This is a genomic window from Tamlana flava (assembly GCF_041287255.1).
Classification (GTDB): domain Bacteria; phylum Bacteroidota; class Bacteroidia; order Flavobacteriales; family Flavobacteriaceae; genus Tamlana; species Tamlana flava.
In genome coordinates this window covers 733,437-757,598 of sequence record NZ_JBGGTX010000002.1, presented here as the reverse complement: position 1 = coordinate 757,598, position 24,162 = coordinate 733,437, and the positions used below count along the sequence as shown (strand labels likewise).

The following is a 24,162-nucleotide window of genomic DNA, read 5'->3' as shown; positions in this document are numbered from 1 at the left end:
AGCTTTATTTTTTAAATAAACTCTTCAACTTCATTGAGATTACTCCAAAAATGGCTTCAGAAATTATGCCAGAACTTAATTTGGATTCTCCTTTTGTTCTATCTGTGAAAACAACAGGCACTTCAACAATCTTAAAGTTTTTTATATAGGCCTTAAATTTCATTTCAATTTGAAATGCATAGCCAATAAACTTTATAGTGTCTAGGTTAATGGTCTCTAAAACATTTCTTTTATAACAAACATATCCGGCGGTGGCGTCATGAATTTTCATGCCCGTAATAAAACGCACATACTTTGATGCAAAATAAGACATTAGCACCCTTGCCATAGGCCAATTAACCACATTAACACCGGTAACGTACCTTGACCCAATGGCCATATCGGCACCACCCGATTGGCAAGTTTCATAAAGTCTTAGAACATCTTTTGGGTTATGTGAAAAATCGGCATCCATTTCAAAAATATATTGGTATTCCCTTTTTAGGGCCCATTTAAATCCACTTATATAAGCGGTGCCCAAACCTGATTTTTCCTTTCTTATTTCCAAAAACAAACGGTCTTTAAAATCTTTTTGAAGCTCTTTTACTTTTAATGCTGTAAGATCTGGGGAATTATCGTCAACTATTAAAACATGGATGTCATCTGACTGTGAAAAAACGGCCTTGATGATAGCCTCAATATTTTCTATCTCGTTATATGTTGGAATAATTACAACAATCTCGGGCATAATTCAATTTTACTCGATAATCAATTTTAAAACACTCTGAAGTTTACTTCTTCCTTATTAAGTCCATTTTCACTTCAACCACAGGATAGCCAGTTCAGAGAATATTCACGAAAATTAGTTTTTAGCAAATGTACATTATTAAGTGTTTATTTTTTTTAAATAATACTCAATAATACACTCCGATATTGAAAAATATAATAATTTTATGGCATGCTTCGTAACATAGTTTCAAATGAGTTGTTTACCGTGCTAATCGTTGTTGGACTAGTTGTTGTTGCCATTGCAAAACTTACTTCCCCAAAGCGTTTTGATGATTTTGTATTGGTACTGGGAAACGACAAATACCTTAAAATATACTCGCGAGACCAAAAATTCTTTGACAAATTTGACGCATTGCTTTTTGGCAACCTCATACTGTCTGTTTCTTTATTCTGTTTTATAAGTATTAGGCTCATTTTTGGCACAAACAGTCTCTCTTTAAACAGCATGTTCCAACTTGCTTTTGCCATAGCTGCTTTCATTTTAATAAAAGTACTAGTTGAGCGATTAATAGGCAGCCTTTTTGAAATTGATAAGTTGGTTGACCAGTATATCTTCCAAAAAATAAGTTTTAAAAACTTTTTGGGACTTGTTTTACTGCCCATTAATGCTTTGCTATTGTACAGTTTTGAGCCAAATAAAACAATCATTTACAGCATTATCGGATTGTTGTTATCATTGAATATTATTGGATTAATTAGCTCTTTAAAAGCAAATCAAAGTTTACTAAAACACAACTTATTCTATTTTATTTTGTATCTTTGCGCTCTCGAAATTGCACCGTACGTTATTTTATACAAGGTGTTTTTCGATAAATAAAAGAAAAAACTGCCTACGCTTATGAAAGTGAAAACTATTTTAGTGTCCCAGCCTGAACCAAAAATTGAGAACTCGCCTTACTTCGATTTACAAGAAAAACAACATGTGAAAATTGATTTCAGGCCTTTTATTCATGTTGAAGGGGTTCCAGCAAAGGAAATCAGACATCAAAAAGTAGACTTAAACAATTATACGGCTATTATTCTTACTAGTCGAAATGCTGTTGACCACTTTTTTAGGGTGGCTCAAGAAATGCGCTTTAAGGTGCCAGATACGATGAAATATTTTTGCCAGTCTGAAGCTGTGGCTTTTTATCTTCAAAAGTATGTGGTGTACAGAAAGCGTAAAATTTATGTTGGCAAACGTACTTTTTCTGAGCTTTCGCCATTAATCAAGAAATATAAAGACGAAAAATTCCTGTTACCAAATACCGATAAGGTAAAACCTGAAGTACCAAACACTTTGGATGCTTTAGGCGTAAACTGGAAACAGGCCGTTTTTTATAAGACTGTAATCAGCGATTTATCAGATTTGGCCAATGTTTTTTACGATGTTTTGGTATTTTTTAGTCCTTCTGGAATTGAATCCTTGTTTCAAAATTTCCCTGATTTCAAACAAAATGAAACACGTATTGCCGTATTTGGAAATACGACCATTAAAGCCGTAGAAGAAAAAGGGTTACGCGTAGATATTGCGGCACCAACACCAGAAACACCTTCAATGACCATGGCCTTGGAAAAGTATATTGAGAAGGTTAACAAAGGGAAATAAGATAATTTTACAACAATAAAAAAAGGGACGATTTTTCAAATCGTCCCTTTTTTTTGTTGCAGGGGCTCTTAAAGATTAAGTCTCAAAACCTCCAGAAAAGCGTATATTTATAGAAGTAAAAATTAAAAAAATAATATTATGACTAAAAAAGTTTTCTTTTTATTGGTTATGTTTCTCTCGCTGAGCGCATTTCCTAATACTATAAGGGCTAAGGAAAAATCAACCGTCCATGCAACGACAAAAACAACCGAAATACCACCAGAAATTAAAATAATGATTGACCGTCTTTATGAAATTAAGGAAATAGATAAGTCAACTCTAAACCGTGCTGAAAGAAAGGAACTCCTCAAAGAAGTCCGCACCATTAAAAAAAGTGTTAGGGCATCAGGAAATGGCATTTACATTTCCAGCGGGGCCATTATAATCATTTTACTATTGATTATCATTCTTTAAAAAAAGGGCGTTTTTAAAAACGTCCCTTTTTTCATTCTTTAATCTTTAACCAATTTTTTTAATTTAAAGTCTGGATGTCGAGATTGCCAATAGAAAAAAGAAAAAACATTAGCAAAATTATTTAGCGTTTGGGACAACGTATTGCCGATACCATGACCCTCATCAAAATTAGTCAAGAATAAAATTGGAGAATCTCCTTTGTTATCATGTTGCATTTTAGCTGCAAATTTTGAAGGCTCCCATGCTATTACCCTTGGGTCGTTCATCCCTGCTGTAATTAATGTAGCAGGATAATCTGTGCCAGGCTTTAAATTATGATAAGAATCCATAGCCAATAAACCTTTAAACTCTTCCGGGTCTTTTGCCGTACCAAACTCTGGGGTATTTACTGGCCCGTTGGGTGTTTCTTCCATTCGCACTGTATTCATAGCGCCCACCAAAGGTGAAGCGGCCACAAATAAATCGGGCCGTTCGGTAATTGATCTACCCACCAAAATCCCTCCTGCACTACCGCCAAAAATGGATATCTTTTTTGGGTTGGAATAGCCTTCATCTATTAAATACTCTGCGGTTGCAATGGCATCTTTCCATGTATTTGGCTTATTTAATTTTTGTCCCGCTCTGTGCCAAGCATCCCCAAGCTCACCACCCCCCCTAACGTGGGGTACAACTAAAATCCCATCATACATTGTATAAGCTAGAAATATTGGACTAAAAAAGGGAGACGTTGAATTTCCATAGGCACCATAACTATATATAACAGCAGGATTTTGCCCGTTCAATTTTAAATCTTTGCTATAAATAATTGATACGGGAACCATTACACCGTCATGGGACTTAACCTCCACTTCCTTGGCTATAAGATTCTTTAATTCAGGGTATTCAACTACAGTGGACAATTGTTGGTGTGTGAATGTGTTTTTATCTGGACTGTACAAAAATCGTTTGCCAGGTGATGTCCATCCAGAAATTGAAATCCAAATATCTGAAAACTTACTACCTCTGCTAGAAACAGATGCCTGGCCCGCCGCAAAAGGCAGATTCAGTTCCACACTTTCAGTTTCCCCATGTGCAAGATAATATACTTTGGCTTCAACGCCGTTTCTAACTGTAGTGTAATACAACCCATCTTTTGTAAGGCTAAACCCTGTGATAATTTCATCATCAGATTCCTTCACCACAATTTCCGCATTTGAAAACTCAGGAGCCTCAAGTGAAGCTCTAACTATTTTATAGTTTGGCGCATCCTTATGGGTTAGATAATACACAAACTTTGAATTAGCTGTCAAATTAATCACGTCATCCTCTCTACTTAATACCAATTTCCAGTCTGCAGCCTCATCATTTGAATCCTTCATGAATAATTCTATGTCTTTATCAACAGAACTTGGAATCAAAATATTAACATCTGCTTCTTTGCCATAAAGAATAATAGGTATTTCCATTTCCTTAATGTCTAAACTTGCATAGTCATCTTTTGAAAAAACTATGGTATCTTCAGATTGATTACTCCCCACGGTATGCAAATAAACCAAAGTGTAAAGTTTCCTGTTCATATCGGAAACATCAGGGGAATTATATTTATTATAATAAAATGATTCGCCATCCGGCCTCCAGGAAATACCTCTTCCTAGATGAATAATCTCATCATATTGTTCACCGGTATCCTTAAACAAAAGTGTTTCTGGGTTTTCAGAGCCATTTGGAGATACACTCACAGCTATCTTATCCCCATTTATGTTGGGTGTAATGGATTGAACAACATATGTTTTACCTTCATCGCTTCTAAACTTGGTGGGGTCAAAAAACAATTTTTCATCACCTTCGTAACCTTTGCGTGTGTACATTTTACCGATTTCTTCACCCGGCACTCTTTTCAAATAGTAATAAACATCATCATCTGTAATTTGAAGATTATAAATTGAGGCCGCCCTTCTTTCTATCAATTCCTTCATTTTATCAAATAGCTCCTGCTTACCCGAAATACTATTTAATACAGAATTTGCATAGTTGGCATTATCCCTCATCCATGTAATTACTTCTGGGTCGTCTAAGTTTTCAAGATATTGATAAGGATCTTCAAGTGTGGTGCCATGATAGGTATTTGTCACAATTTTTTGAGGAAGCAGTTCTGGTTTTGTTACGTTTTGAGCTTGCAAAACGAAAGAAACCATGCAAAGGATAAAAACCAAAGTTCTTTTCATCTGTTTGTTATTAAATTAAAGATTCATTAGAAACCAAATAAAAAAACCCGATTTTATCATTTGGAAGATATTCTGTTCAATATATAATAATTAATTGGAAATGAGCGCTTAATACTGATTTAAAATGCATAGCGTTGTGGACCCCCGCGTCTAATTTCTTCACTACAATGGGCCTCAAACTTTTTAAAATTATGTCTAAACGCATTGGTTAACTTAAATGCAGTAGTGTAGTAGGCTTCATCATCATTCCATGTAGCTCTTGGACTTAAAACACTTGTTGGCACCCCAGGGCAACTTCTTGGTTGCGCTACACCAAATACCGAATGAATATGATAATCATCATAATTATACAACCCTAAATCACCATTCAAAACGGCATTTATCATGGCTCGGGTATATTTTAATTTCATTCTGGTGCCAACACCGTAAGGACCTCCAGTCCATCCCGTATTCACCAACCAAACATTCACCTTTGCCTCAATCATTTTTTTGCTCAGCATCTCGGCATATTTAGATGGATGTAAGGGCATAAAAGGCGCACCGAAACAAGCCGAAAATGATGGAACAGGCTCAACAACACCAGCCTCAGTGCCCGCAACTTTTGCTGTATAACCAGATATAAAATGATATGCTGCCTGACTTGGCGTTAATTTTGAAATTGGGGGAATTACCCCAAAGGCATCAGCAGTTAGGAAAAAAATGTTTTTTGGGTTTTTCCCTATGGATGGAATCCTGATATTTTCAATATGGTGAATTGGGTAACTTACTCTTGTATTTTGTGTAATGGATGTATCTGCAAAATCCACATTGCCATTTTTATCTAAAACCACATTTTCAAGAATCGCTCCCTTTTTTATGGCATCATAAATTTCAGGTTCGTTTTCTCGTGACAGATTAATAACCTTAGCATAGCAGCCTCCTTCAAAATTGAATACGGTGTTCTCTGAAGTCCAGCCATGCTCATCATCCCCAATTAAACTTCTATTGGGATCTGTTGAAAGTGTTGTTTTTCCTGTTCCTGAAAGCCCGAAGAATATGGCCGTGTCCCCTTTTTTACCAACATTGGCACTACAATGCATCGGCAGCGTATTTTTCTCAACAGGCAAAATAAAATTCAATGCCGAAAAGATTCCTTTTTTAATTTCACCTGTATAACCTGTACCACCAATCAATGCGATTTTTTTTGTGAAATTTAAAATGGCAAAGTTGTGTTGTCGCGTTCCATCTTCATCAGCATTTGCCATAAAACCCGGTGCATTTACAACAACCCATTCAGGATCAAACCGCTTGATGTCCTCTTCAACAGGGCGTAAAAACATGTTATAAGCAAACAAATTACTCCATGGATATTCATTAATTACCCGAATGTTCAGTTTATAATTTTCATCAGCACAAGCATAACAATCCCGTACAAAAACTTCTTTGTTCGATAAATACTTTACCACCTTATCGTAGAGTGCATCAAAGGTGTTCGGATCAAAAGGGATGTTGATGTTTCCCCACCAAATCTTATCTTTTGTAATATCATCTTTAACTATAAATCTATCTTGTGGCGACCGCCCGGTGAACTCACCCGTATTTACGGCCAAAGCACCTGATGAGGCTTCAACGCCCTGCCCTTTCTCAATGGTGATTTTATGAAGCTCGTCTGGCGATAATTGATACCTTACCCTTGCATTTTTAATACCGTAATTTTCTAACGAAATCGTTTTCGTGACTTGTTTTTTATTTGCCATGTTTTAATTTAAAAATGGTTACTCATTAAATTCTATTGATTTTGTTTGTTCAGATTCTATTTAATCTTTGGACTTAAGCTTCAGCAATTTCAGAAACAAAAGGCACCATGCTGCTATAATACACAACCCACCAATGGGCGTTATAAAACCTATTGCTCTAAAATCGAAGTTTGTTAAGCTGTTAGTTGACAAAAAATAAATAGACCCTGAAAACAAAGCTACACCCAATAAAACCAAGTATAATAGGGTTTTTTTATGTTTTGCTTGTATATTCGGAACAATTCCAACAAATAAAAGAAAGAATGCATGGTACATTTGATAACGCACCCCAGTTTCAAAAGACTGCTGGGCTTCTATCGAAATTAATTCCTTTAAGGCATGTGTACCAAAGGCACCAAACATAACGCCTGTAGCACCTAAAATTGCCGCCGCCAACAAGATATTTCTATTCATTACAAATAAATTATTCTCAATAAAAACATATATTGATTATTAATTTCGCAAAAATAAATATTATTTTAGCACTTAGCTAGATAAAATAAAATAAATTCAAAAATATACATGCGCAACGTTTTGGTTATTGGTTCTGGAAAATCTTCTTCATATCTATTAAAGTATTTAATGGATAAATCGGAAGAAGAACAACTTTTCATAACGATTGCAGACCTAGAAATAGAAAATGCCAAAAAACTTGTCGGCAATCACAAAAATTTTAAAACAATGGTTTTGGATGTTTTTGATGCACCTTCCAGGACCGAGGCCATTAAAAATGCCGATATCGTTATATCCATGTTACCCGCTCGCTTTCATATTGAAGTAGCCAAAGATTGCATTCGTTTTGAAAAAAATATGGTCACTGCCTCATATATTAGTCCCGAAATACAAGCCTTTGACGAGGAAGCTAAAAGCAAAGGGCTTATTTTAATGAATGAAATAGGCGTAGATCCAGGCATTGACCATATGAGTGCTGTGCAAGTTCTTGATCGCATTCGACATAATGGCGGAAAAATTATTTTGTTCGAATCCTTTACCGGAGGTTTAGTGGCACCTGAAAGTGACAACAATTTATGGAATTATAAATTTACGTGGAATCCTAGGAATGTGGTCACCGCGGGGCAAGGTGGCGTTGCCAAATTTTTACAGGAAGGCACGTATAAATACATTCCATATAATCGACTGTTCAGGCGTACCGAGTTTTTGGATATTGACGGTTTTGGCCGTTTTGAAGTCTATGCTAATAGAGATTCATTAAAGTACCAAAGCGCTTATGGACTTGATAACATCAAGACTCTTTATCGAGGTACGATGCGCCGAGTGGGATTTAGCAGGGCATGGAATATTTTTGTAGCCCTTGGAATGACCGATGACAGCTATATCATGGAACATAGCGATACTATGAGCTATCGAGATTTCATTAATTCTTTTTTGCCCTATAGTCCATCCGATTCGGTTGAGTTAAAATTAAGGCATCAACTGAGAATAGATCAAGACGACATTGTTTGGGACAAGCTAATGGAACTTGATATTTTTAATCCAAACAAGGCCGTGAACCTTAAAAACGCCACCCCTGCGCAAATTCTTCAAAAAATACTTATGGACAGTTGGACGCTTTCGCCTAAAGATAAAGATATGATTGTGATGTACCATAAATTTGGCTACGAATTAGATGGCAAAAAACACCAAATTGACGCTAATATGGTTGTACTTGGTGAAGACCAAACCTATACCGCCATGGCCAAGACTGTTGGTTTGCCTGTTGCTATGGCAACCATCGCTATTTTAAATGGTAAAATAAAAACTCCAGGGGTTCAAATGCCCATTAACAAAGAGGTTTACCAACCCATTTTACAAGAACTTAAAGAACATGGCATTTCATTTAACGAAAAAGAAGTCCCCTATTTAGGCTACAATCCTTTGAACAGTTAGTTGACGGATACTTGCAAATCTTTTGCCTTACAAATTAAAAGTAAATCTGTACATTTATGTTTTAATTTTCAACAAGCTATATGGCAAAAAAAACCAAAACCTTTACTATTGACGGTATTGACAAAAAAATACTCCGGGCTTTAACCGATGATGCCCGCACACCCATTTTGGAAATTGCTAGAAATGTTGGCATCTCAGGGGCGGCCATTCACCAACGTTTGCGTAAACTGGAAAAATCTAAACTAATTGCAGGCTCAAAATTTATTATCAATCCTGAAGTATTGGGGTATTCAACCTTGGCTTTTGTTGGGATTTATCTAGACAAAGCGGCTAATACAGATGACGTGGTTAGAAGTTTAAAACGTATCCCTGAAGTTCTCGAATGCCACTACACCACCGGAAATTATAGCCTTTTTATAAAACTTATCAGTTTGAACAATGCACATTTAATGCATTTGCTGTACAAAAACATTCAAACTATCCCTGGTGTTCAAAGAACTGAATCACTCATTTCATTGGACCAACAAATTGACCGACAAATACATATTTAAAAACAAAAAACCCGAATATTTCTACTCGGGTTTGTTTTATTTTATGAGATGCTGAAACAAGTTCTTCATGATAAAGATTATTTCATCTTCATCAACCAGTTACGCACGTCTACATCTTGCTTAATAATGTTGCGTAAATCTTCAATTTTAACACGTTCTTGCTCCATGGAATCCCTATGACGGATTGTAACCATATTATCCTCTAAAGTATCATGATCTACGGTAATACAAAATGGCGTTCCGTTGGCATCTTGCCTTCTATAACGTCTTCCCACGGCATCCTTTTCATCATAATCAACGTTGAAATCCCATTTTAGATCTTCAACTATTTGCCTTGCCACTTCGGGCAGGCCATCTTTTTTAACCAACGGCAAAACCGCAGCTTTTACTGGTGACAAAACACTTGGCAACTTCAACACGGTTCTGGTTGTGCCATTTTCCAATTCTTCCTCTTGCAATGAATTTGAAAACACAGCCAAAAACATCCTGTCCAAGCCAATTGACGTTTCAAGCACATAAGGCACATAGCTTTTATTTTCTTCAGGATCAAAATATTGCAACTTCTTTCCTGAGTATTTTTCATGCTGGCTTAAATCAAAATCGGTTCTTGAATGGATGCCCTCAAGCTCTTTGAATCCAAAAGGGAATTTAAACTCTATATCGGCTGCAGCATCCGCATAGTGTGCTAATTTTTCATGGTCGTGAAAGCGGTAATTATCTTCACCCATGCCTAAACTCAAATGCCACCTTAGTCGGGTTTCTTTCCAGTACTCATACCATTCTTGTTGTGTACCTGGTTTGATGAAAAACTGCATTTCCATTTGCTCAAACTCGCGCATTCTGAAAATGAATTGTCTAGCAACAATTTCATTTCTAAAGGCTTTGCCAGTTTGGGCTATCCCAAAAGGAATTTTCAATCGACTCGTTTTTTGAACATTCAAAAAGTTAACAAAAATGCCCTGTGCCGTTTCAGGTCTTAAATACAAATCCATGGCATTTTCAGCGGAAGCGCCCAATTTGGTTCCGAACATTAAATTGAATTGCTTTACATCTGTCCAGTTTTTGCTTCCAGTTAATGGATCGGCAATTTCCAATTCCTCAATCAATGCTTTTACATCAGCCAAATCTTCATTTTCCAATGATTTTGCCATGCGCGAAAGCGTACTGTTTATTTTTTCCTGATATTCTAAAACGCGTTGGTTTGTAGCCAAAAATTGGTCTTTATCAAAAGCATCACCAAAACGCTTTTCAGCCTTAGTCACTTCCTTGTCAATCTTCGCTTCAATCTTCGCACAATATTCTTCAATTAAAACATCGGCACGATAACGTTTTTTGGAATCTTTGTTATCAATCAAAGGATCATTAAAGGCATCTACATGCCCCGAAGCCTTCCATGTTGTGGGGTGCATGAAAATTGCGGCATCAATCCCCACGATATTTTCATTCATCTGCACCATGGCCTTCCACCAATAGTCGCGTATGTTTTTCTTTAATTCAGCCCCATTTTGTGCATAGTCGTAAACCGCACTTAATCCATCGTATATTTCGCTACTTTGGAACACGTAACCATACTCCTTTGCGTGAGAGATTACTTTTTTAAATTGATCGTCTTGATTTGCCATGCTGCAAAAATAAAAAACCGCTTTAAACTAACATCTTGTTTACTAAAAAATAAGTGCAGCATCTATTTTTTATTTAAGTTTACCTGCAAGAGTTTAAAGTGAAATGTTTAGGTCAGTCATCAATTTATTTTTTCCGAAAGTCTGTTATGCTTGTCAAAATCTGTTAAACGATAACGAGTATGCCATCTGTATAGATTGTCGACATGATTTGCCTGTTACCAACTTTCATTTTGATAGCAGCGATGCCGTTGAAAAAGTGTTATACGGTCGTGCAAAAATTGAGCACGGTACAGCACTTTTTAGGTTTGAAAAAAAAGGGAAAGTGCAGCAACTTATCCATAATTTAAAGTATCGAGGATATGAAAAAATAGGCTCTTTTCTCGGCGATTGGCTTGGTGGCGAATTAAAAACGGTTGAGGATTATCAAAACATTGATATGGTTATTCCCGTTCCATTGCACAAAAAAAAACTGAAGAAACGTGGTTACAACCAAGTAGCTAAGTTCGGGCAGCGAATTGCTACCGCTTTAAATGCAGAATACATAGATGATGTTTTGATAAAAGTAACCAACACTAAATCGCAAACCATAAAAAACCGCTTTGCCCGTTGGAACAAGAGCAACGAGTTGTTTACCATAAACAATACCCAAAGCATAAAAAACAAACACATTTTATTGGTGGACGATTTAATCACTACCGGTGCAACTTTAGAAGCCTGCATAAGCGTTCTTAACCAAGCTGAAAATATAAAAATTAGCATTGCTACCATGGCAATAGCTTAAACACTTGCCCGTTATATCTCTAAAAATATGTAGGTTTGTAAAAATTTAAAATTGTTGATGAACAAGACCCTTTCAAATTTTATTTTGGCCAGTTTTATAGGCCTTATTCTTGTTAATTGCGCCAATCGAGGCCGGCCAGAAGGAGGTCCAAAAGACGAAACCCCGCCTAAGGTTATAAAGTCTATTCCCGAAAACTATTCCGTTAATTTTAAAGGTGACGAAATTGAAATTCATTTTGACGAATACATTAAAATCAAAGATCTTCAAAAGCAATTGATCATTTCACCGCCCATGAACACCCAACCAAACATTACACCGTTGGGAAACGCAAGCAAATACATCACCATAAAAATTTTCGACACCCTACAACTGAACACCACCTATGCGTTTAATTTTGGAAACAGTATAACAGATAATAACGAAGGTAACCCTTATCCATTTTATCGCTATGTATTTTCCACTGGAGATTATATTGATTCATTAACCGTAAAAGGAAACATTGTTGACGCCCTTTTAAAACAACCTGAAACCTTTGTAAATGTTGCCCTTTATGAAGTAGATTCAACATATACAGATTCTATAATTTACAAAGAAAAGCCTAAATATATAACCAATACGCTTGACAGTTTAACCACCTATTCCATTGAAAACATCAAGGCAGGAACCTATAAACTCATTGCCCTAAAAGACAACAATGGCGACAATAAATTTCAGCAAAAAGTTGACCAAATTGCATTTCATGAAGGGTTTATACAAGTGCCTTCAGATAGCAGTTACACCCTGAAATTATTCAAAGAAAATTTGGACTTTAAAGCTACAAGGCCAAAATTGATAACAGGTGAAAAAATTGCTTTTGGCTATGAAGGCAGTTATGAAGATATGAAAATAAAAATCCTTTCTGAAACACCAGAAGGTTTTACATACCGCATTACCAAAGATGAAGAAACCGATTCGTTAATGTATTGGTACAAGCCGAGGTTACAGGTAGATTCACTTAATTTTAATGTGTCCCACCCCAACTTTGAAAAAGATTTTACCGTTAAAATTAGCGAACAAAAAAGAGACTCTCTCACCATAAAAATACTTCCTTCAAGCAATATTGGCATTGATGAAGACCTTAAAATAATAGGGAGTACACCATTTGTGAAATTCGACAGGTCGAAAATATCAATCATGGATAAAGACTCTACATTTGTAGATTTTACCTCAGCTTTTGATAGCATCACCAATACCTATGCGCTAAGTTTTGACAAAACAGAGGACAATGCCTATAAAATGCAAATGCTTCCCGAAGCTTTTGTAGGCTTTTTTGACAAGACTAACGACACCATCAACGTTTCTTTGAGAACCAAAAAAGCTTCAGACTTTGGTTATGTGAGATTTACATTAATTAATGCCAAATATCCACTCATAATTCAATTAACTGATAAAAGTGGCAAAGTTCAAAGCGAAACCTATGCAAGTGAAGAAGGCCCGATTGATTTTTTAAATTTAAGTCCGGGAACATATTCCATTAGAGTGATAAACGACACCAACGGTAACAAAAAGTTTGATACGGGCAATTACTTGAAAAAAACACAACCTGAAAAGGCCAGTTATTTTCAAGATGTTGAAATAAGAGCAGACTGGGGTATTCAAGAAACACTTCAGTTCAAATAGCCACCCAAAAGGAAATCAAACAAAAATTGAAAAGGGAAAAAATTAATGATTTCGAAAAAGTTTCAGATTCTTAAACCTCGATTATCGAGTAATCTTGAAGCTATCCCTATCGTTTAAGAATTTTAGTTTATTCCTATAAGCTACAATATGCCTTTGCTCAAGCTTTGCTATTTTAATGCCATCTTCAAAAGACTTGAAATAGGCAATCGGATTCCCCAATACATCATAAGCCCCTGAATGACCTGAATATTCAATATTTATTCCATCGATACCAACCCTGTTCACACCAATGCAATAGCACATATTTTCTATGGCTCTTGCCTGCAATAAAGTATCCCAAGCATTTATGCGTGGTTTTGGCCAATTGGCCACATAGATTAAAACATCATAATCTTCAACATTTCTTGCCCATACCGGAAAACGCAAATCATAACAAACCATAGGGCAAATCTTCCAACCTTTATAGTCAACAATCACTTTTTCCTTTCCTGAAGCAAAGGTTTTTTCTTCACCAGCCAAAGTAAACGTATGGCGTTTATCATAAGCAGACACTTTACCCGAAGGGTCTACAAAAAGAAAACGATTATAAAACTTACCTTGCTCTAAAATGATAATGCTCCCCGCAATTGCAGCGTTTGTTTGGGAAGCTAATTCTTTCATCCAAGCAACGGTTTCGCCTTCCATAGATTCGGCAACCTTGTTGGCATTCATGGTAAAACCCGTGGTGAACATTTCAGGCAGAACAACAACATCAACAGGTTCTGTAATACTTTGAATCTTTTTTGAAAAGTTGTCCCTGTTTTTAGCTGGGTCTTCCCAAACTAAATCGGATTGGATCAACGCTACTTTTAGATTGTCATGCATATTTAAATCTTGTTTAAAATATCTGCGGCCTTTTTTAAAGTATCTTCCGTTTTTGCAAAACAAAACCGCAGTATCTTATTATCTAAATTATTTGTATTGAAAACCGACATGGGGATTGATGCCAATCCATTTTCAATTGTCAATCTCTTGGCATAATCCACGTCATACTCTTCTGTGATTTCAGAATAATCTAAAACCTGGAAATACGACCCTTTTGAAGGTGTAAACTTAAATCTTGAATCTTTTATCAAACTTAAAAACAAATCCCTTTTTTCTTGATATAGCTCAGGCAAATGCAAATAATGATTGGGTTCTTGCATATAATCTGCAATACCTTTTTGGGTGGGGTGATGAATACAAAACACATTAAATTGGTGCACTTTTAAGAATTCATCGATCAACTCCTTAGGCGCACAACAATAGCCCACTCGCCAACCAGTGTTATGAAAGGTTTTGCAAAAGGATGACACCACAAAACTTCGGGCTTTTAAATCTGGAAACAAACTGGCACTTTGGTGCTTTTCACCATCATAAATCATGTGTTCATAAACCTCATCGCTAAGTACCGTAATATTGGTGTTTTTGGTGAGCTCTTCAAGTTGCAACATGTCAGACTTTGAAAAAATTGTCCCTGATGGATTGTGGGGCGAATTAATGATTATCATTTTGGTGCGCTTATTAATCTTCGCTTTTACAATTTCCCAATTTACCTTAAAATTGTTTGATGCATCCAGCTGAATCGGAATGGAAATACCTCCATTTAACTCAACATTAGGTTCGTAACTGTCATAAGCTGGTTTAAAAACAATGACCTCATCGCCCAATTTTACAAATGTTGAAATAATGGTAAAAATAGCTTGGGTTGCACCAGCTGTAACTACAATTTCGGTTTCAGGGTAGTAACTTTCATTATAAACTAATTCGATTTTTTTAGCAATCGCTTCTCTAAGTTCTAAATTTCCACGCATTGGGGCATAATGGTTGTATCCCGAATTCATGGCTTTACTCACTAAATCAATGAGTTTCTGGTCACTTTTAAAATTAGGAAAACCTTGCGATAAATTAATGGCATTATACTTTGCCGCCAAAGCGCTCATTATGGAAAATATGGTTGTTCCAACATGTGGAAGTTTAGACGAATGCTGCATACTTGTAAAGTTATGAATCTAAAACGAAACGTTCAGTAGCCATCTCACAAATTCTGTCGCCAATAGCCAAACATGCCGTGGCTGCAGGTGATGGTGCGTTTAACACATGGATGCTTCTTTCTTTATATTCAATTCTAAAATCGTCTTGCATCTTGCCGTCTTCTTTTAGAAGCATCGCGCGGACTCCTGCTCTTCCGGGCTCAATATCTTCCATGGTTAACGACGGAATCAACCGCTGCAAGGTTTTCAAAAACAGTTTTTTTGAAAATGCTCTGCGGTATTCGTTTAATGCAAACTTGGTATGGTTAAATAACAGGTTCCATGTTCCCGAATAGGATAGCGCCTCCAACGTGTCTTTTATGTTGAAATCTGTTTTCTTATAGCCTTCCCTTTTAAGCGTTAAAACCGCATTCGGACCACATTCTATATCACCATTTACCATCCGCGTGAAATGAACACCAAGAAACGGAAAAGCAGGATTGGGAATGGGATATATTAAGTTTTTAACCTTCCCTTTAGCTTGCTCGGTTAAATTGTAATAATCACCCCGAAATCCAACCACTTTTTCTTTAAGTTTCACATTATCCTTTTTCGCCAGCCTATCGGCTTGCAACCCACCACAAAAAATGACGTGCTTGGTTTTGTATTTATTTTTAGATGTTATTATGATAATTGTTTCAGCTTCATGGACACAATCCACAACCTTTTCACCTAAGACAATTTTGCTTTTTGATTGTTTGGCTAAAACCAATTCCGCTAATTTCTCGGTGGTTCCCCTAAAATCAATAATACCTGTACATGGCACCCAAATGCCACCAATGCTGTTTACAGAAGGTTCGATTTCTTTTAACTGATTGGCGTTTATTTTTTCGATACCCTCGGTATTGTTTGCCAAACCATTTTGAAAAATTTTGTCCATGAACGGCAATTCCGATTCCTCAACTGCCGCAACCACTTTTCCGCAAACATCATGTTTAATACCGTATTCCTTAGCAAACTTTACCAATTGCTTTCGGCCATCAATACAGTTTTTTGCTTTGGCAGAACCTGGTTTATAGTATAATCCGGAGTGAATAACCCCAGAATTATTGCCCGTTTGGTGTGCGGCCAATTCATGTTCTTTTTCAATGAGCAACAATTGTAAATGCGGATATTTCAGCTGAAGTTTATAAGCCGTTGCAGCACCTACAATGCCTCCACCAACAATAGTAATATCGTATAATTCGTGCGCTTCCAAAAGAGACCTTTTACTTTTGGAAGATACCATTATTTTCTTTCATTTTGAAGCGTTGAAGCTAAACATAATGAAACAAAAAAGCCTTGAATTGATTCAAGGCTTTTAATTAAAAGTTTTTCAGATTTAATCCCTGCCACCAAATACTTGAAGCGCCCAATATAACAAGTTAGCCAAAGCACCTATGGCTGCAACCAAATAGGTTCTCGCTGCCCATTTTAAGGCATCCTCGGAACCGGCATATTCTTCTTGAGATACCATATTTTTGTTTTTTAGCCATGCCAATGCACGATTGCTGGCGTCATATTCCACCGGAAGTGTGATAAAGCTAAACAAAGTAGCAAATCCCATGAATGCCACGCCTGCAGCAGCAACCCACCAGCCTAATCCCAGACCGGCAGCTCCACCTAAAATTAAGCCACCAATGATAAGCCATTGAGACATTCCAGATGTCACACTAACAACTGGCACTAAGGCCGAGCGCATTTGCAACCATTGATACGCTTTTGCGTGCTGAACCGCATGACCACATTCGTGTGCCGCCACAGCAGCTGAAGCCGCATTACGTTGGTTATAAACAGCTTCACTTAAATTAACCGTTTTATTTTTTGGGTTGTAATGATCAGTCAATTGTCCAGGTGTTGAGATAACCTCAACATCGTATATGCCATTATCTGACAACATTTTTTCGGCAATTTCTTTACCGCTCATACCATTACGAAGCTGAACTTTTGAATATTTTTCAAACTTTCGCTTCAGCGTATTGCTCACCATCCAACTTACCAGAGCAATGGCTCCAATTAATATATAATATCCTAACATTTGTTTTTCTTTTTTAAAAATTTAATCTGAACTAAATATAACAAAAATAACGCCATTTAATCTGGCATGATATTATGTCAGTATTTAAAATTGTGTTAAAAATTAACATCCTGAAATCATGGTAAAAAAAACGGGAAACCTTATTGAAGGCATCCCGTTTTTAAAACAGTTTATTTCTTGTTATGCATTGGCAAACTCCATATCAAAGGCTTCGGCTATTTCTTTGTAAACAATTTTTCCATTTACAATGTTTAGACCTTTAGACAAAGATTTGCTGTCTTTGCAAGCTTTTTTCCAGCCATCGTTTGCCAACCTTATAACGTAAGGCAACGTTACGTTTGTTAATGCCACTGTTGACGTATAAGGAACAGCCCCCGGCATGTTGGCAACGCTGTAATGTACCACTTCATCAATGATGTAGGTTGGATGCTCATGGGTTGTAGGCTTTGTGGTTTCAAAACAGCCCCCTTGATCCACAGCTACATCTACAATTACAGTACCATGGCGCATATCTTTTAGCATATCTCGGGTAATGAGTTTAGGTGCTTTTGCACCTTTTATGAGAACACCACCAATGATTAAATCGGAGTCCTTGATATGCTTTCTTATGTTATACTCACTTGAAAATTCACTAATAACGTTATTAGGCATAGAATCGCTAACATAACGAAGGGCTTTCATATTGATGTCCATTATAATAACCAAAGCTCCTAATCCTGCAGCCATTTTTGCAGCTTGATAACCAACAACACCAGCACCTAAAATTAAAACCTTTGCTGGCGGAACTCCCGGAACACCACCCAACAAAATACCACGACCTTTAATTGGTTTCTCCAAATATTTTGCACCTTGCTGAATAGACATACGTCCCGCAACTTCAGACATTGGAACCAATAATGGTAACGTTCCATCTTCATCTTCTACAGTTTCGTAGGCAATGCATATGGCGTTACTTTTGATCATGGCGTTTGTTAACACCTCACTTGAAGCAAAATGAAAATAAGTAAACACCACTTGGTCTGGTTTAATTAAATGATACTCCTTTTCTATTGGCTCTTTAACTTTTACGATCATTTCTGCAGTATCGTAAACCTGCTCAATGGTTTCTAGGATTTTAGCTCCAGCTTCAATGTAATCTTCGTCATGAAAACCACTGTTAAACCCGGCATTTTTTTGTACATAAACCTCATGGTTTCTTTTGGTAAGTTCAAAAACACCAGAAGGTGTCATACCCACTCTGTTCTCGTTGTTTTTTATTTCAATAGGAACACCAATTTTCATTTGCTTTATTTTTAGGTTATTTAAAATCAAAGCGCAAAATTAAATCAATTAAATTGAAAATAAACAACGATTAGGTGCTTTAGTTAATAATTCTATATGAAATTTAACTTTTTACTAACAATTAAATAAAACCTATTGATATAATAGGTTTTAAAAATTTATCTTTTTGTATGGACGATTTTGAAATAAATCAACAAAAAAGCAGATACAATGGTAATGCTATTTGCAAAAATTATGGATGGACTGTTTTTGAGAAACCCATATATGAGCCAAGTGAAGACACCAACAAAAAACATTAAAAGCATGGGTAGTGACAGTGCAGAAACGTCTTTAGTTTTCCAAGTTTTATAAACCTGTGGCAAAAAAGCTGCTGTAGTTAAAACAGCAGCAATGAATCCTGTTATTTCGGTGTAATTAGCCAACGATGTTTACAATTTTACCGGGCACTACAATTACTTTTTTAGGTGTTCTACCTTGCAATTGCTCCTGGGTTTTTTCATTTTCTAGAACCGTTTTTTCAATATCCTCTTTGCTCATGTCTAACGGTAATTCTAATGTGAAACGCATTTTTCCGTTGAAAGAAATCGGGTAGTTTTTACTGCTTTCAACCAAATATTTTTCCTCAAATTTTGGAAAAGGCGCTGTTGAAATAGACTCATTATGTCCCAATTTGCTCCACAATTCCTCGGCAATGTGTGGCGCATACGGCGAAATTAAAACCAACAAGGGCTCTAAAATGTCTTTACTTGTGCATTTTTGAGCCGTCAACTCATTTACCGCAATCATAAAGGTTGATACCGACGTGTTGAAAGAGAAATTCTCGATATCTTCCTTTACTTTTTTTATGGTTTTATGAAGGGTTTTCAAACTGTCTTTTGTTGGTTCGGTATCGGTGACATTCAAACCATTTTCGCCAATATAAAGTTTCCAAAGTTTTTTAAGGAAACTGTGCACGCCTGTAATACCAGCAGTATTCCAAGGTTTGTATTGCTCTAACGGCCCTAAAAACATTTCGTACAAACGTAAACTGTCAGCACCATAATCTTCACAAATTTGGTCTGGATTAACGACGTTGTATTTGGACTTGGACATTTTTTCGACATCTCGAAATACCTTAAAAACACCATTTATATCAGAAATTAATTCTGATTTCTCATATTCTTGGCGCCAGTTTTTAAATTTATCAACTACCAATTCATCAGTATATTTAAAGTTTGCCCCTTCTTTAACTACTTTTAAAAACTGTATATCAACATGATAAGGATTCACTGTTAAAGTTATATTTTCATCAAAACCTTCTTTTAAAAAAATATTCTTGAGAGGTTCAACTTCCTTTGCTCTTATGAATAATGGAAACCTTTTAAACTGCTCATTGAATGTTTCTTCCAAAAAATCAAAAGAAATGAAGGTATTGGAAAATCTACTTTCTAATTTTTTAACAACATCATTCCTAATTTCTAATTCCTCTAAGCTGATTTCAATTGCATCATCCTTAATTTTAATATCTTCTCCATATGTCAATGCAAAATCTGTAATCTTACACACAAAAGCACTCGTTCCCAAAATCATCCCTTGGTTAATCAGTTTTTTGGCAAATTCGTCATGGTTTACATAACCTTTATCAAACATAAATTTTTGCCAAAAACGCGAGTACAACAAATGCCCTGTGGCATGCTCGCTACCGCCAATGTATAAATCTACCTGTTGCCAATAATCAATAGCTTCTTTTGAGAATATTTCTTGGTCGTTATGTGGGTCCATATAGCGGTTAAAATACTGGCTACTGCCTGCCCACCCTGGCATGGTATTCAACTCCAACGGGAATACCGTTTTGTTGTCTATTTTGTCATTATCAACCACCGTATTGGTTTCGGTACACCAAGCCCATTTTGTGGCGTTGCCCAATGGTGGTTCTCCGGTTTCGGTTGGTAAATATTTTTCAACTTCGGGTAATTCAATTGGTAAATATTTGGCATCAATCATTTGCGGCATGCCATCCACATAATACACCGGAAATGGCTCACCCCAATAACGCTGACGGCTAAACACCGCATCGCGCAAACGGTAATTGGTTTTACCTTGTCCTTGACCTAATTTTTCAAGTTCTTGTATGACTTTTTTAGTGGCTTCCTTATGGCTTAAACCGTTTAAAAAGTCGCTGTTGGCAATGATGGTTTTTTCTTTATCGGCAAAGGCTTCTTCACTAATGTCAACACCTTCAAAAATATTGGAGATATCAATGTCAAAATGCTTTGCAAAATCATAATCACGTTGGTCACCACAAGGCACACTCATTACCGCACCAGTGCCATAACCTGCCAAAACATAATCCCCAATCCAAATCGGAATAGGTTCTTTGGTAAACGGATGTTCTACATAAGCACCCGTAAATGCTCCTGAAATGGTTTTTACATCGGCCATTCTATCGCGCTCGCTACGTTTAGCTGTGGCTTCTATGTAAGCTTCAACCTCTGCTTTTTGTTCTGGAGTCGTTATTTGTAAGACGAGTTCATGTTCTGGAGCCAAAGTCATAAAACTTACTCCGAAAATGGTATCTGGACGGGTCGTGAAAACTTCAATAACCTTGTCATGATTTTTTACATGGAAAGTTACAGAAGCACCAACCGATTTGCCTATCCAGTTACGTTGACTTTCCTTTAAAGAATCTGTCCAGTCAATAGTTTCCAGACCTTTAAGTAAACGTTCTGCATACGCCGAAATACGCATACTCCATTGCGTCATTTTTTTGCGCACCACAGGATGCCCACCACGCTCGGAAACACCATTTACAATTTCGTCATTTGCCAAAACCGTTCCTAGAGCAGGACACCAGTTTACTTCGGTTTCAGCTAAATAGGTTAATCTATATTGTAGTAATATTTCTTGCTTTTTTACGTCGTCATAAATATTCCAATCTAGCGCTGTGAAAAATTCAATAGTATCATCGCAAGCAGCATTTACATTGGCGTTTCCTTCAACTTCAAAAATTTTAATCAACTCTGAAATATCCTCAGCTTTCTCGCTTTTGTAGTTATACCACGAGTTAAACAGTTGAATGAAAATCCACTGCGTCCATTTGTAATATTTTGGGTCGGAAGTACGAACTTCACGACTCCAATCGAACGAAAAGCCAATTTGGTCCAACTGGCGACGATAGGTTTTAATATTTTCGGCTGTGGTTATTGCAGGGTGTTGCCCTGTTTGAATCGCATATTGTTCCGCAGGCAGACCAAAAGAATCATAGCCTTGTGGATGCAAAACGTTAAACCCTTGATGGCGCTTGTATCGTGCATAAATATCAGAGGCGATATAACCTAGGGGATGCCCAACGTGTAAACCTGCTCCACTTGGATAAGGGAACATATCCAACACGTAATATTTTGGTTTTTCAGAGTTGTTTTCTGCTTTAAACGTTTGGTTTTTTGCCCAATAGTCTTGCCACTTTTCCTCGATTTGATTGAAATCGTATTTCATCTGTTGTATTTCTGCTTTTTTGAAAGCGCAAATTTACGGTTTATATAGAAACTTGAAAGCGTTTGATTGTGTTTAATGACATTCATTATAAAGAAATTGAATATAAACTGGCAATTATAATTTTGTTTGAAAAAGCAATTTGTAATTTCGCATCATAAATAACACATTAAGTTTGTTACAGAACACAACAAGGGCACATTTGGCCTTATTGGCTACCAATATTATTTATGGGGCAAATTACATTATTGCCAAAGGCATTATGCCCAATAAAATTGGTCCTTCTGCATTTATTTTCATTAGACTTTCCTGTTGTGTGTTGTTGTTTTGGACTTTTAAACTATTGTTCGTCAAGGAAAAGGTTGCCAAAAAAGACCTATTAAAACTTGCCCTGTGCGGCTTATTTGGTGGTGCTTTAAACCAAATGCTGTTTTTTCATGGCATAAATTTAACATCCCCTATTGATGCTTCAATAATTCAAACGGCGGCACCTGTTTTGGTTTTGGTGTTTAGTTTTTTCATTTTAAAGGAACGAATCACCAAAAACAAAATAATGGGTATCGCATTGGCGGCTTCGGGTGCTATTTTTTTAATTCTTTATGGAAATAAAACACAGGGCACAAGCTCATTTTTAGGAAATTTATATGTGTTTTTAAATGCGGCTAGTTTTGCTTTATACATGGTCCTCGCAAAAACCTTAATGCAAAAATACAATGCACTTACCGTAATCAGTTACATATTTTTATTCGGATTCATTTATGTTTTTCCCTTTGGCATAAACGATTTTTTGAACACCAATTTTGAAGCTTTTACAACAAGCACTTATTTAACCATAAGTTATGTGGTTTTGTTCACAACGTTTCTGGCATACCTATTTAATATTTATGCACTAAAATATGTAATGCCTTCCGTAGCCAGCAGTTATGTGTATTTACAACCTGTTGTTAGTTTTGTTTTGGTGAGCATCATTGCTTTTCTTTTTGTGCAAAGCGCATATGCCCAAGATATTAGTTTTATTAAAATACTATGCTGTATTTTGGTTGCAACTGGAGTTTACATTACTGGCAAGCGCGAAAAGAAACCAGCCAAATAAAACAATGTAGTAAGTTTAAACGTTGTAATTCCTAATGAATCAAGTTTTCTTTTATATTTTTACGCCGTTAATCCATTATTTATGAGTTCAGCTTTTGAAAAACACCAAAAACGCAGACTGATTTCTTCTTATTTTTCGGTAGTGCTCAGTATAGCTTTGGTATTGTTTTTACTGGGATTATTGGGTATGTTGGTACTTAATGCCAAAAAGGTATCTGACCATTTTAAGGAACAAGTAGTACTTACCATTTATTTGAAAGATTCTGCCAAAGAAGTTGAAATCAATCAATTGGAAAAAAGTTTGGCCATGGCAGATTATGTAAAATCTACCGAATACGTGTCAAAAGAACAGGCTGCCGAATTTATGAAAGCTGAAAACGGTGAGGATTTTATGGATTTTGTGGGTTACAACCCATTACAAAATTCCATTGATGTACATTTAAAAGCAGATTTTGTAACCTCAGAGCAACTTGAGAAAATTTCCACGGAAGCAACCTCAAAAAACTTTGTAGACGAAGTGACTTATGATAACGACCTCGTAAACCTGATGAATGACAACGTAAAAAAAATCAGTTTTTGGGTTTTGGTCATTAGTGGCATTTTCACTTTAATTGCCGTATTGCTGATAAATAGCTCCATTAGGCTATCGGTTTACTCCAAACGTTTTACCATTAAAACTATGCAAATGGTTGGAGCTACCAAACAATTTATTCGTCGACCATTTGTTTGGAAAAGCGTGCGTTTGGGTATTATTGGTGCCGTTTTGGCTTTAGTGGGTATGGGCATTGTGCTTTATTACGTCAACCAAACATTCCCAGAACTGGGCTTGCTAAAAACTCCTATTTTAATTGTGCTTTTATTCGCAGTAGTATTTGCCCTAGGCATTATAATTACATGGATAAGCACCCATTTTGCAACCCAAAGATTTTTAAATTTAAAAACAGACGAGTTATATTATTAGT

At 36.4% G+C, this 24,162-nt stretch carries 21 protein-coding genes; 9 read left to right on the top strand and 12 right to left on the bottom strand.

Translation table 11 applies throughout. The features are described from left to right. Nucleotides 1-4: 4 nt before the first annotated feature. Nucleotides 5-727 carry a polyprenol monophosphomannose synthase gene (locus tag ACB104_RS07840; protein ID WP_370477731.1) on the bottom strand — a complete coding sequence of 241 codons (723 nt, stop codon included), beginning with the start codon at nt 725-727 and terminating at the stop codon, nt 5-7. A 210-nt stretch (nt 728-937) separates the two neighbouring features. Between ACB104_RS07840 and ACB104_RS07835 the strand changes: the two genes are divergently transcribed. From ACB104_RS07835 to ACB104_RS07825, 3 genes are all read left to right on the top strand, one after another. After that, complete coding sequence (locus ACB104_RS07835; RefSeq protein ID WP_370477730.1) at nt 938-1,585, top strand: DUF4271 domain-containing protein; 648 nt, start codon at nt 938-940, stop codon at nt 1,583-1,585. A gap of 21 nt (nt 1,586-1,606) precedes the next feature. Then, nucleotides 1,607-2,356 (top strand): uroporphyrinogen-III synthase, encoded by a 750-nt coding sequence (locus ACB104_RS07830; protein WP_370477729.1) that lies wholly within the window; start codon nt 1,607-1,609, stop codon nt 2,354-2,356. A gap of 138 nt (nt 2,357-2,494) precedes the next feature. Continuing rightward, nucleotides 2,495-2,809: a hypothetical protein gene (locus ACB104_RS07825; protein WP_370477728.1), complete on the top strand. Its 315-nt coding sequence runs from the start codon at nt 2,495-2,497 to the stop codon at nt 2,807-2,809. A gap of 38 nt (nt 2,810-2,847) precedes the next feature. On the opposite strand, the gene ACB104_RS07820 is transcribed toward ACB104_RS07825, so the two are convergent. From ACB104_RS07820 to ACB104_RS07810, 3 genes are all read right to left on the bottom strand, one after another. Further along, nucleotides 2,848-5,013 (bottom strand): prolyl oligopeptidase family serine peptidase, encoded by a 2,166-nt coding sequence (locus ACB104_RS07820; RefSeq protein WP_370477727.1) that lies wholly within the window; start codon nt 5,011-5,013, stop codon nt 2,848-2,850. Between the two features lie 119 nt (nt 5,014-5,132). Beyond that, the gene (gene pckA, locus ACB104_RS07815; protein ID WP_370477726.1) at nt 5,133-6,749 is read right to left on the bottom strand and encodes a phosphoenolpyruvate carboxykinase (ATP); all 1,617 of its coding nucleotides are present in this window, start codon (nt 6,747-6,749) and stop codon (nt 5,133-5,135) included. Nucleotides 6,750-6,809: 60 nt separating this feature from the next. After that, the gene (locus ACB104_RS07810; protein WP_370477725.1) at nt 6,810-7,202 is read right to left on the bottom strand and encodes a DUF423 domain-containing protein; all 393 of its coding nucleotides are present in this window, start codon (nt 7,200-7,202) and stop codon (nt 6,810-6,812) included. Between the two features lie 90 nt (nt 7,203-7,292). Between ACB104_RS07810 and ACB104_RS07805 the strand changes: the two genes are divergently transcribed. Both ACB104_RS07805 and ACB104_RS07800 read left to right on the top strand, forming a co-directional pair. Then, nucleotides 7,293-8,675, top strand: coding sequence for a saccharopine dehydrogenase family protein (locus ACB104_RS07805; protein WP_370478073.1), 1,383 nt, complete (start codon nt 7,293-7,295; stop codon nt 8,673-8,675). 80 nt (nt 8,676-8,755) lie between these two features. After that, nucleotides 8,756-9,226 carry an Lrp/AsnC ligand binding domain-containing protein gene (locus ACB104_RS07800; RefSeq protein ID WP_370477724.1) on the top strand — a complete coding sequence of 157 codons (471 nt, stop codon included), beginning with the start codon at nt 8,756-8,758 and terminating at the stop codon, nt 9,224-9,226. A gap of 77 nt (nt 9,227-9,303) precedes the next feature. On the opposite strand, the gene ACB104_RS07795 is transcribed toward ACB104_RS07800, so the two are convergent. Continuing rightward, a complete protein-coding gene (locus ACB104_RS07795) occupies nt 9,304-10,848 on the bottom strand; it encodes a glycine--tRNA ligase (RefSeq protein ID WP_370477723.1) in 1,545 nt (514 codons plus the stop codon). A gap of 103 nt (nt 10,849-10,951) precedes the next feature. On the opposite strand from ACB104_RS07795, the gene ACB104_RS07790 reads away from it, so the two are divergent. Beyond that, nucleotides 10,952-11,629, top strand: coding sequence for a ComF family protein (locus tag ACB104_RS07790; protein WP_370477722.1), 678 nt, complete (start codon nt 10,952-10,954; stop codon nt 11,627-11,629). Nucleotides 11,630-11,686: 57 nt separating this feature from the next. After that, nucleotides 11,687-13,288: an Ig-like domain-containing protein gene (locus ACB104_RS07785; protein WP_370477721.1), complete on the top strand. Its 1,602-nt coding sequence runs from the start codon at nt 11,687-11,689 to the stop codon at nt 13,286-13,288. Nucleotides 13,289-13,369: 81 nt separating this feature from the next. Here ACB104_RS07785 and ACB104_RS07780 read toward each other — a convergent pair whose 3' ends face one another. The 7 genes from ACB104_RS07780 to ACB104_RS07750 all read right to left on the bottom strand — a co-directional run bounded on the left by ACB104_RS07780 (nt 13,370) and on the right by ACB104_RS07750 (nt 22,111). Next, nucleotides 13,370-14,152, bottom strand: coding sequence for an amidohydrolase (locus ACB104_RS07780; protein WP_370477720.1), 783 nt, complete (start codon nt 14,150-14,152; stop codon nt 13,370-13,372). A 2-nt stretch (nt 14,153-14,154) separates the two neighbouring features. Continuing rightward, a complete protein-coding gene (locus tag ACB104_RS07775) occupies nt 14,155-15,300 on the bottom strand; it encodes a methionine aminotransferase (protein ID WP_370477719.1) in 1,146 nt (381 codons plus the stop codon). Nucleotides 15,301-15,310: 10 nt separating this feature from the next. After that, nucleotides 15,311-16,567 (bottom strand): L-2-hydroxyglutarate dehydrogenase, encoded by a 1,257-nt coding sequence (lhgD, locus tag ACB104_RS07770; protein WP_370477718.1) that lies wholly within the window; start codon nt 16,565-16,567, stop codon nt 15,311-15,313. Nucleotides 16,568-16,660: 93 nt separating this feature from the next. Further along, the gene (locus ACB104_RS07765; protein WP_370477717.1) at nt 16,661-17,356 is read right to left on the bottom strand and encodes a zinc metallopeptidase; all 696 of its coding nucleotides are present in this window, start codon (nt 17,354-17,356) and stop codon (nt 16,661-16,663) included. 180 nt (nt 17,357-17,536) lie between these two features. Beyond that, nucleotides 17,537-18,637: an alanine dehydrogenase gene (ald, locus tag ACB104_RS07760; RefSeq protein WP_370477716.1), complete on the bottom strand. Its 1,101-nt coding sequence runs from the start codon at nt 18,635-18,637 to the stop codon at nt 17,537-17,539. Nucleotides 18,638-18,795: 158 nt separating this feature from the next. Next, nucleotides 18,796-18,999 carry a SemiSWEET family sugar transporter gene (locus ACB104_RS07755; protein ID WP_370478072.1) on the bottom strand — a complete coding sequence of 68 codons (204 nt, stop codon included), beginning with the start codon at nt 18,997-18,999 and terminating at the stop codon, nt 18,796-18,798. 52 nt (nt 19,000-19,051) lie between these two features. Further along, complete coding sequence (locus tag ACB104_RS07750; protein ID WP_370477715.1) at nt 19,052-22,111, bottom strand: leucine--tRNA ligase; 3,060 nt, start codon at nt 22,109-22,111, stop codon at nt 19,052-19,054. Between the two features lie 172 nt (nt 22,112-22,283). Between ACB104_RS07750 and ACB104_RS07745 the strand changes: the two genes are divergently transcribed. Further along, a complete protein-coding gene (locus ACB104_RS07745; protein ID WP_370477714.1) occupies nt 22,284-23,201 on the top strand; it encodes a DMT family transporter in 918 nt (305 codons plus the stop codon). 81 nt (nt 23,202-23,282) lie between these two features. Further along, nucleotides 23,283-24,161 (top strand): cell division protein FtsX, encoded by an 879-nt coding sequence (locus tag ACB104_RS07740; protein ID WP_370477713.1) that lies wholly within the window; start codon nt 23,283-23,285, stop codon nt 24,159-24,161. Nucleotide 24,162: the final 1 nt, after the last annotated feature.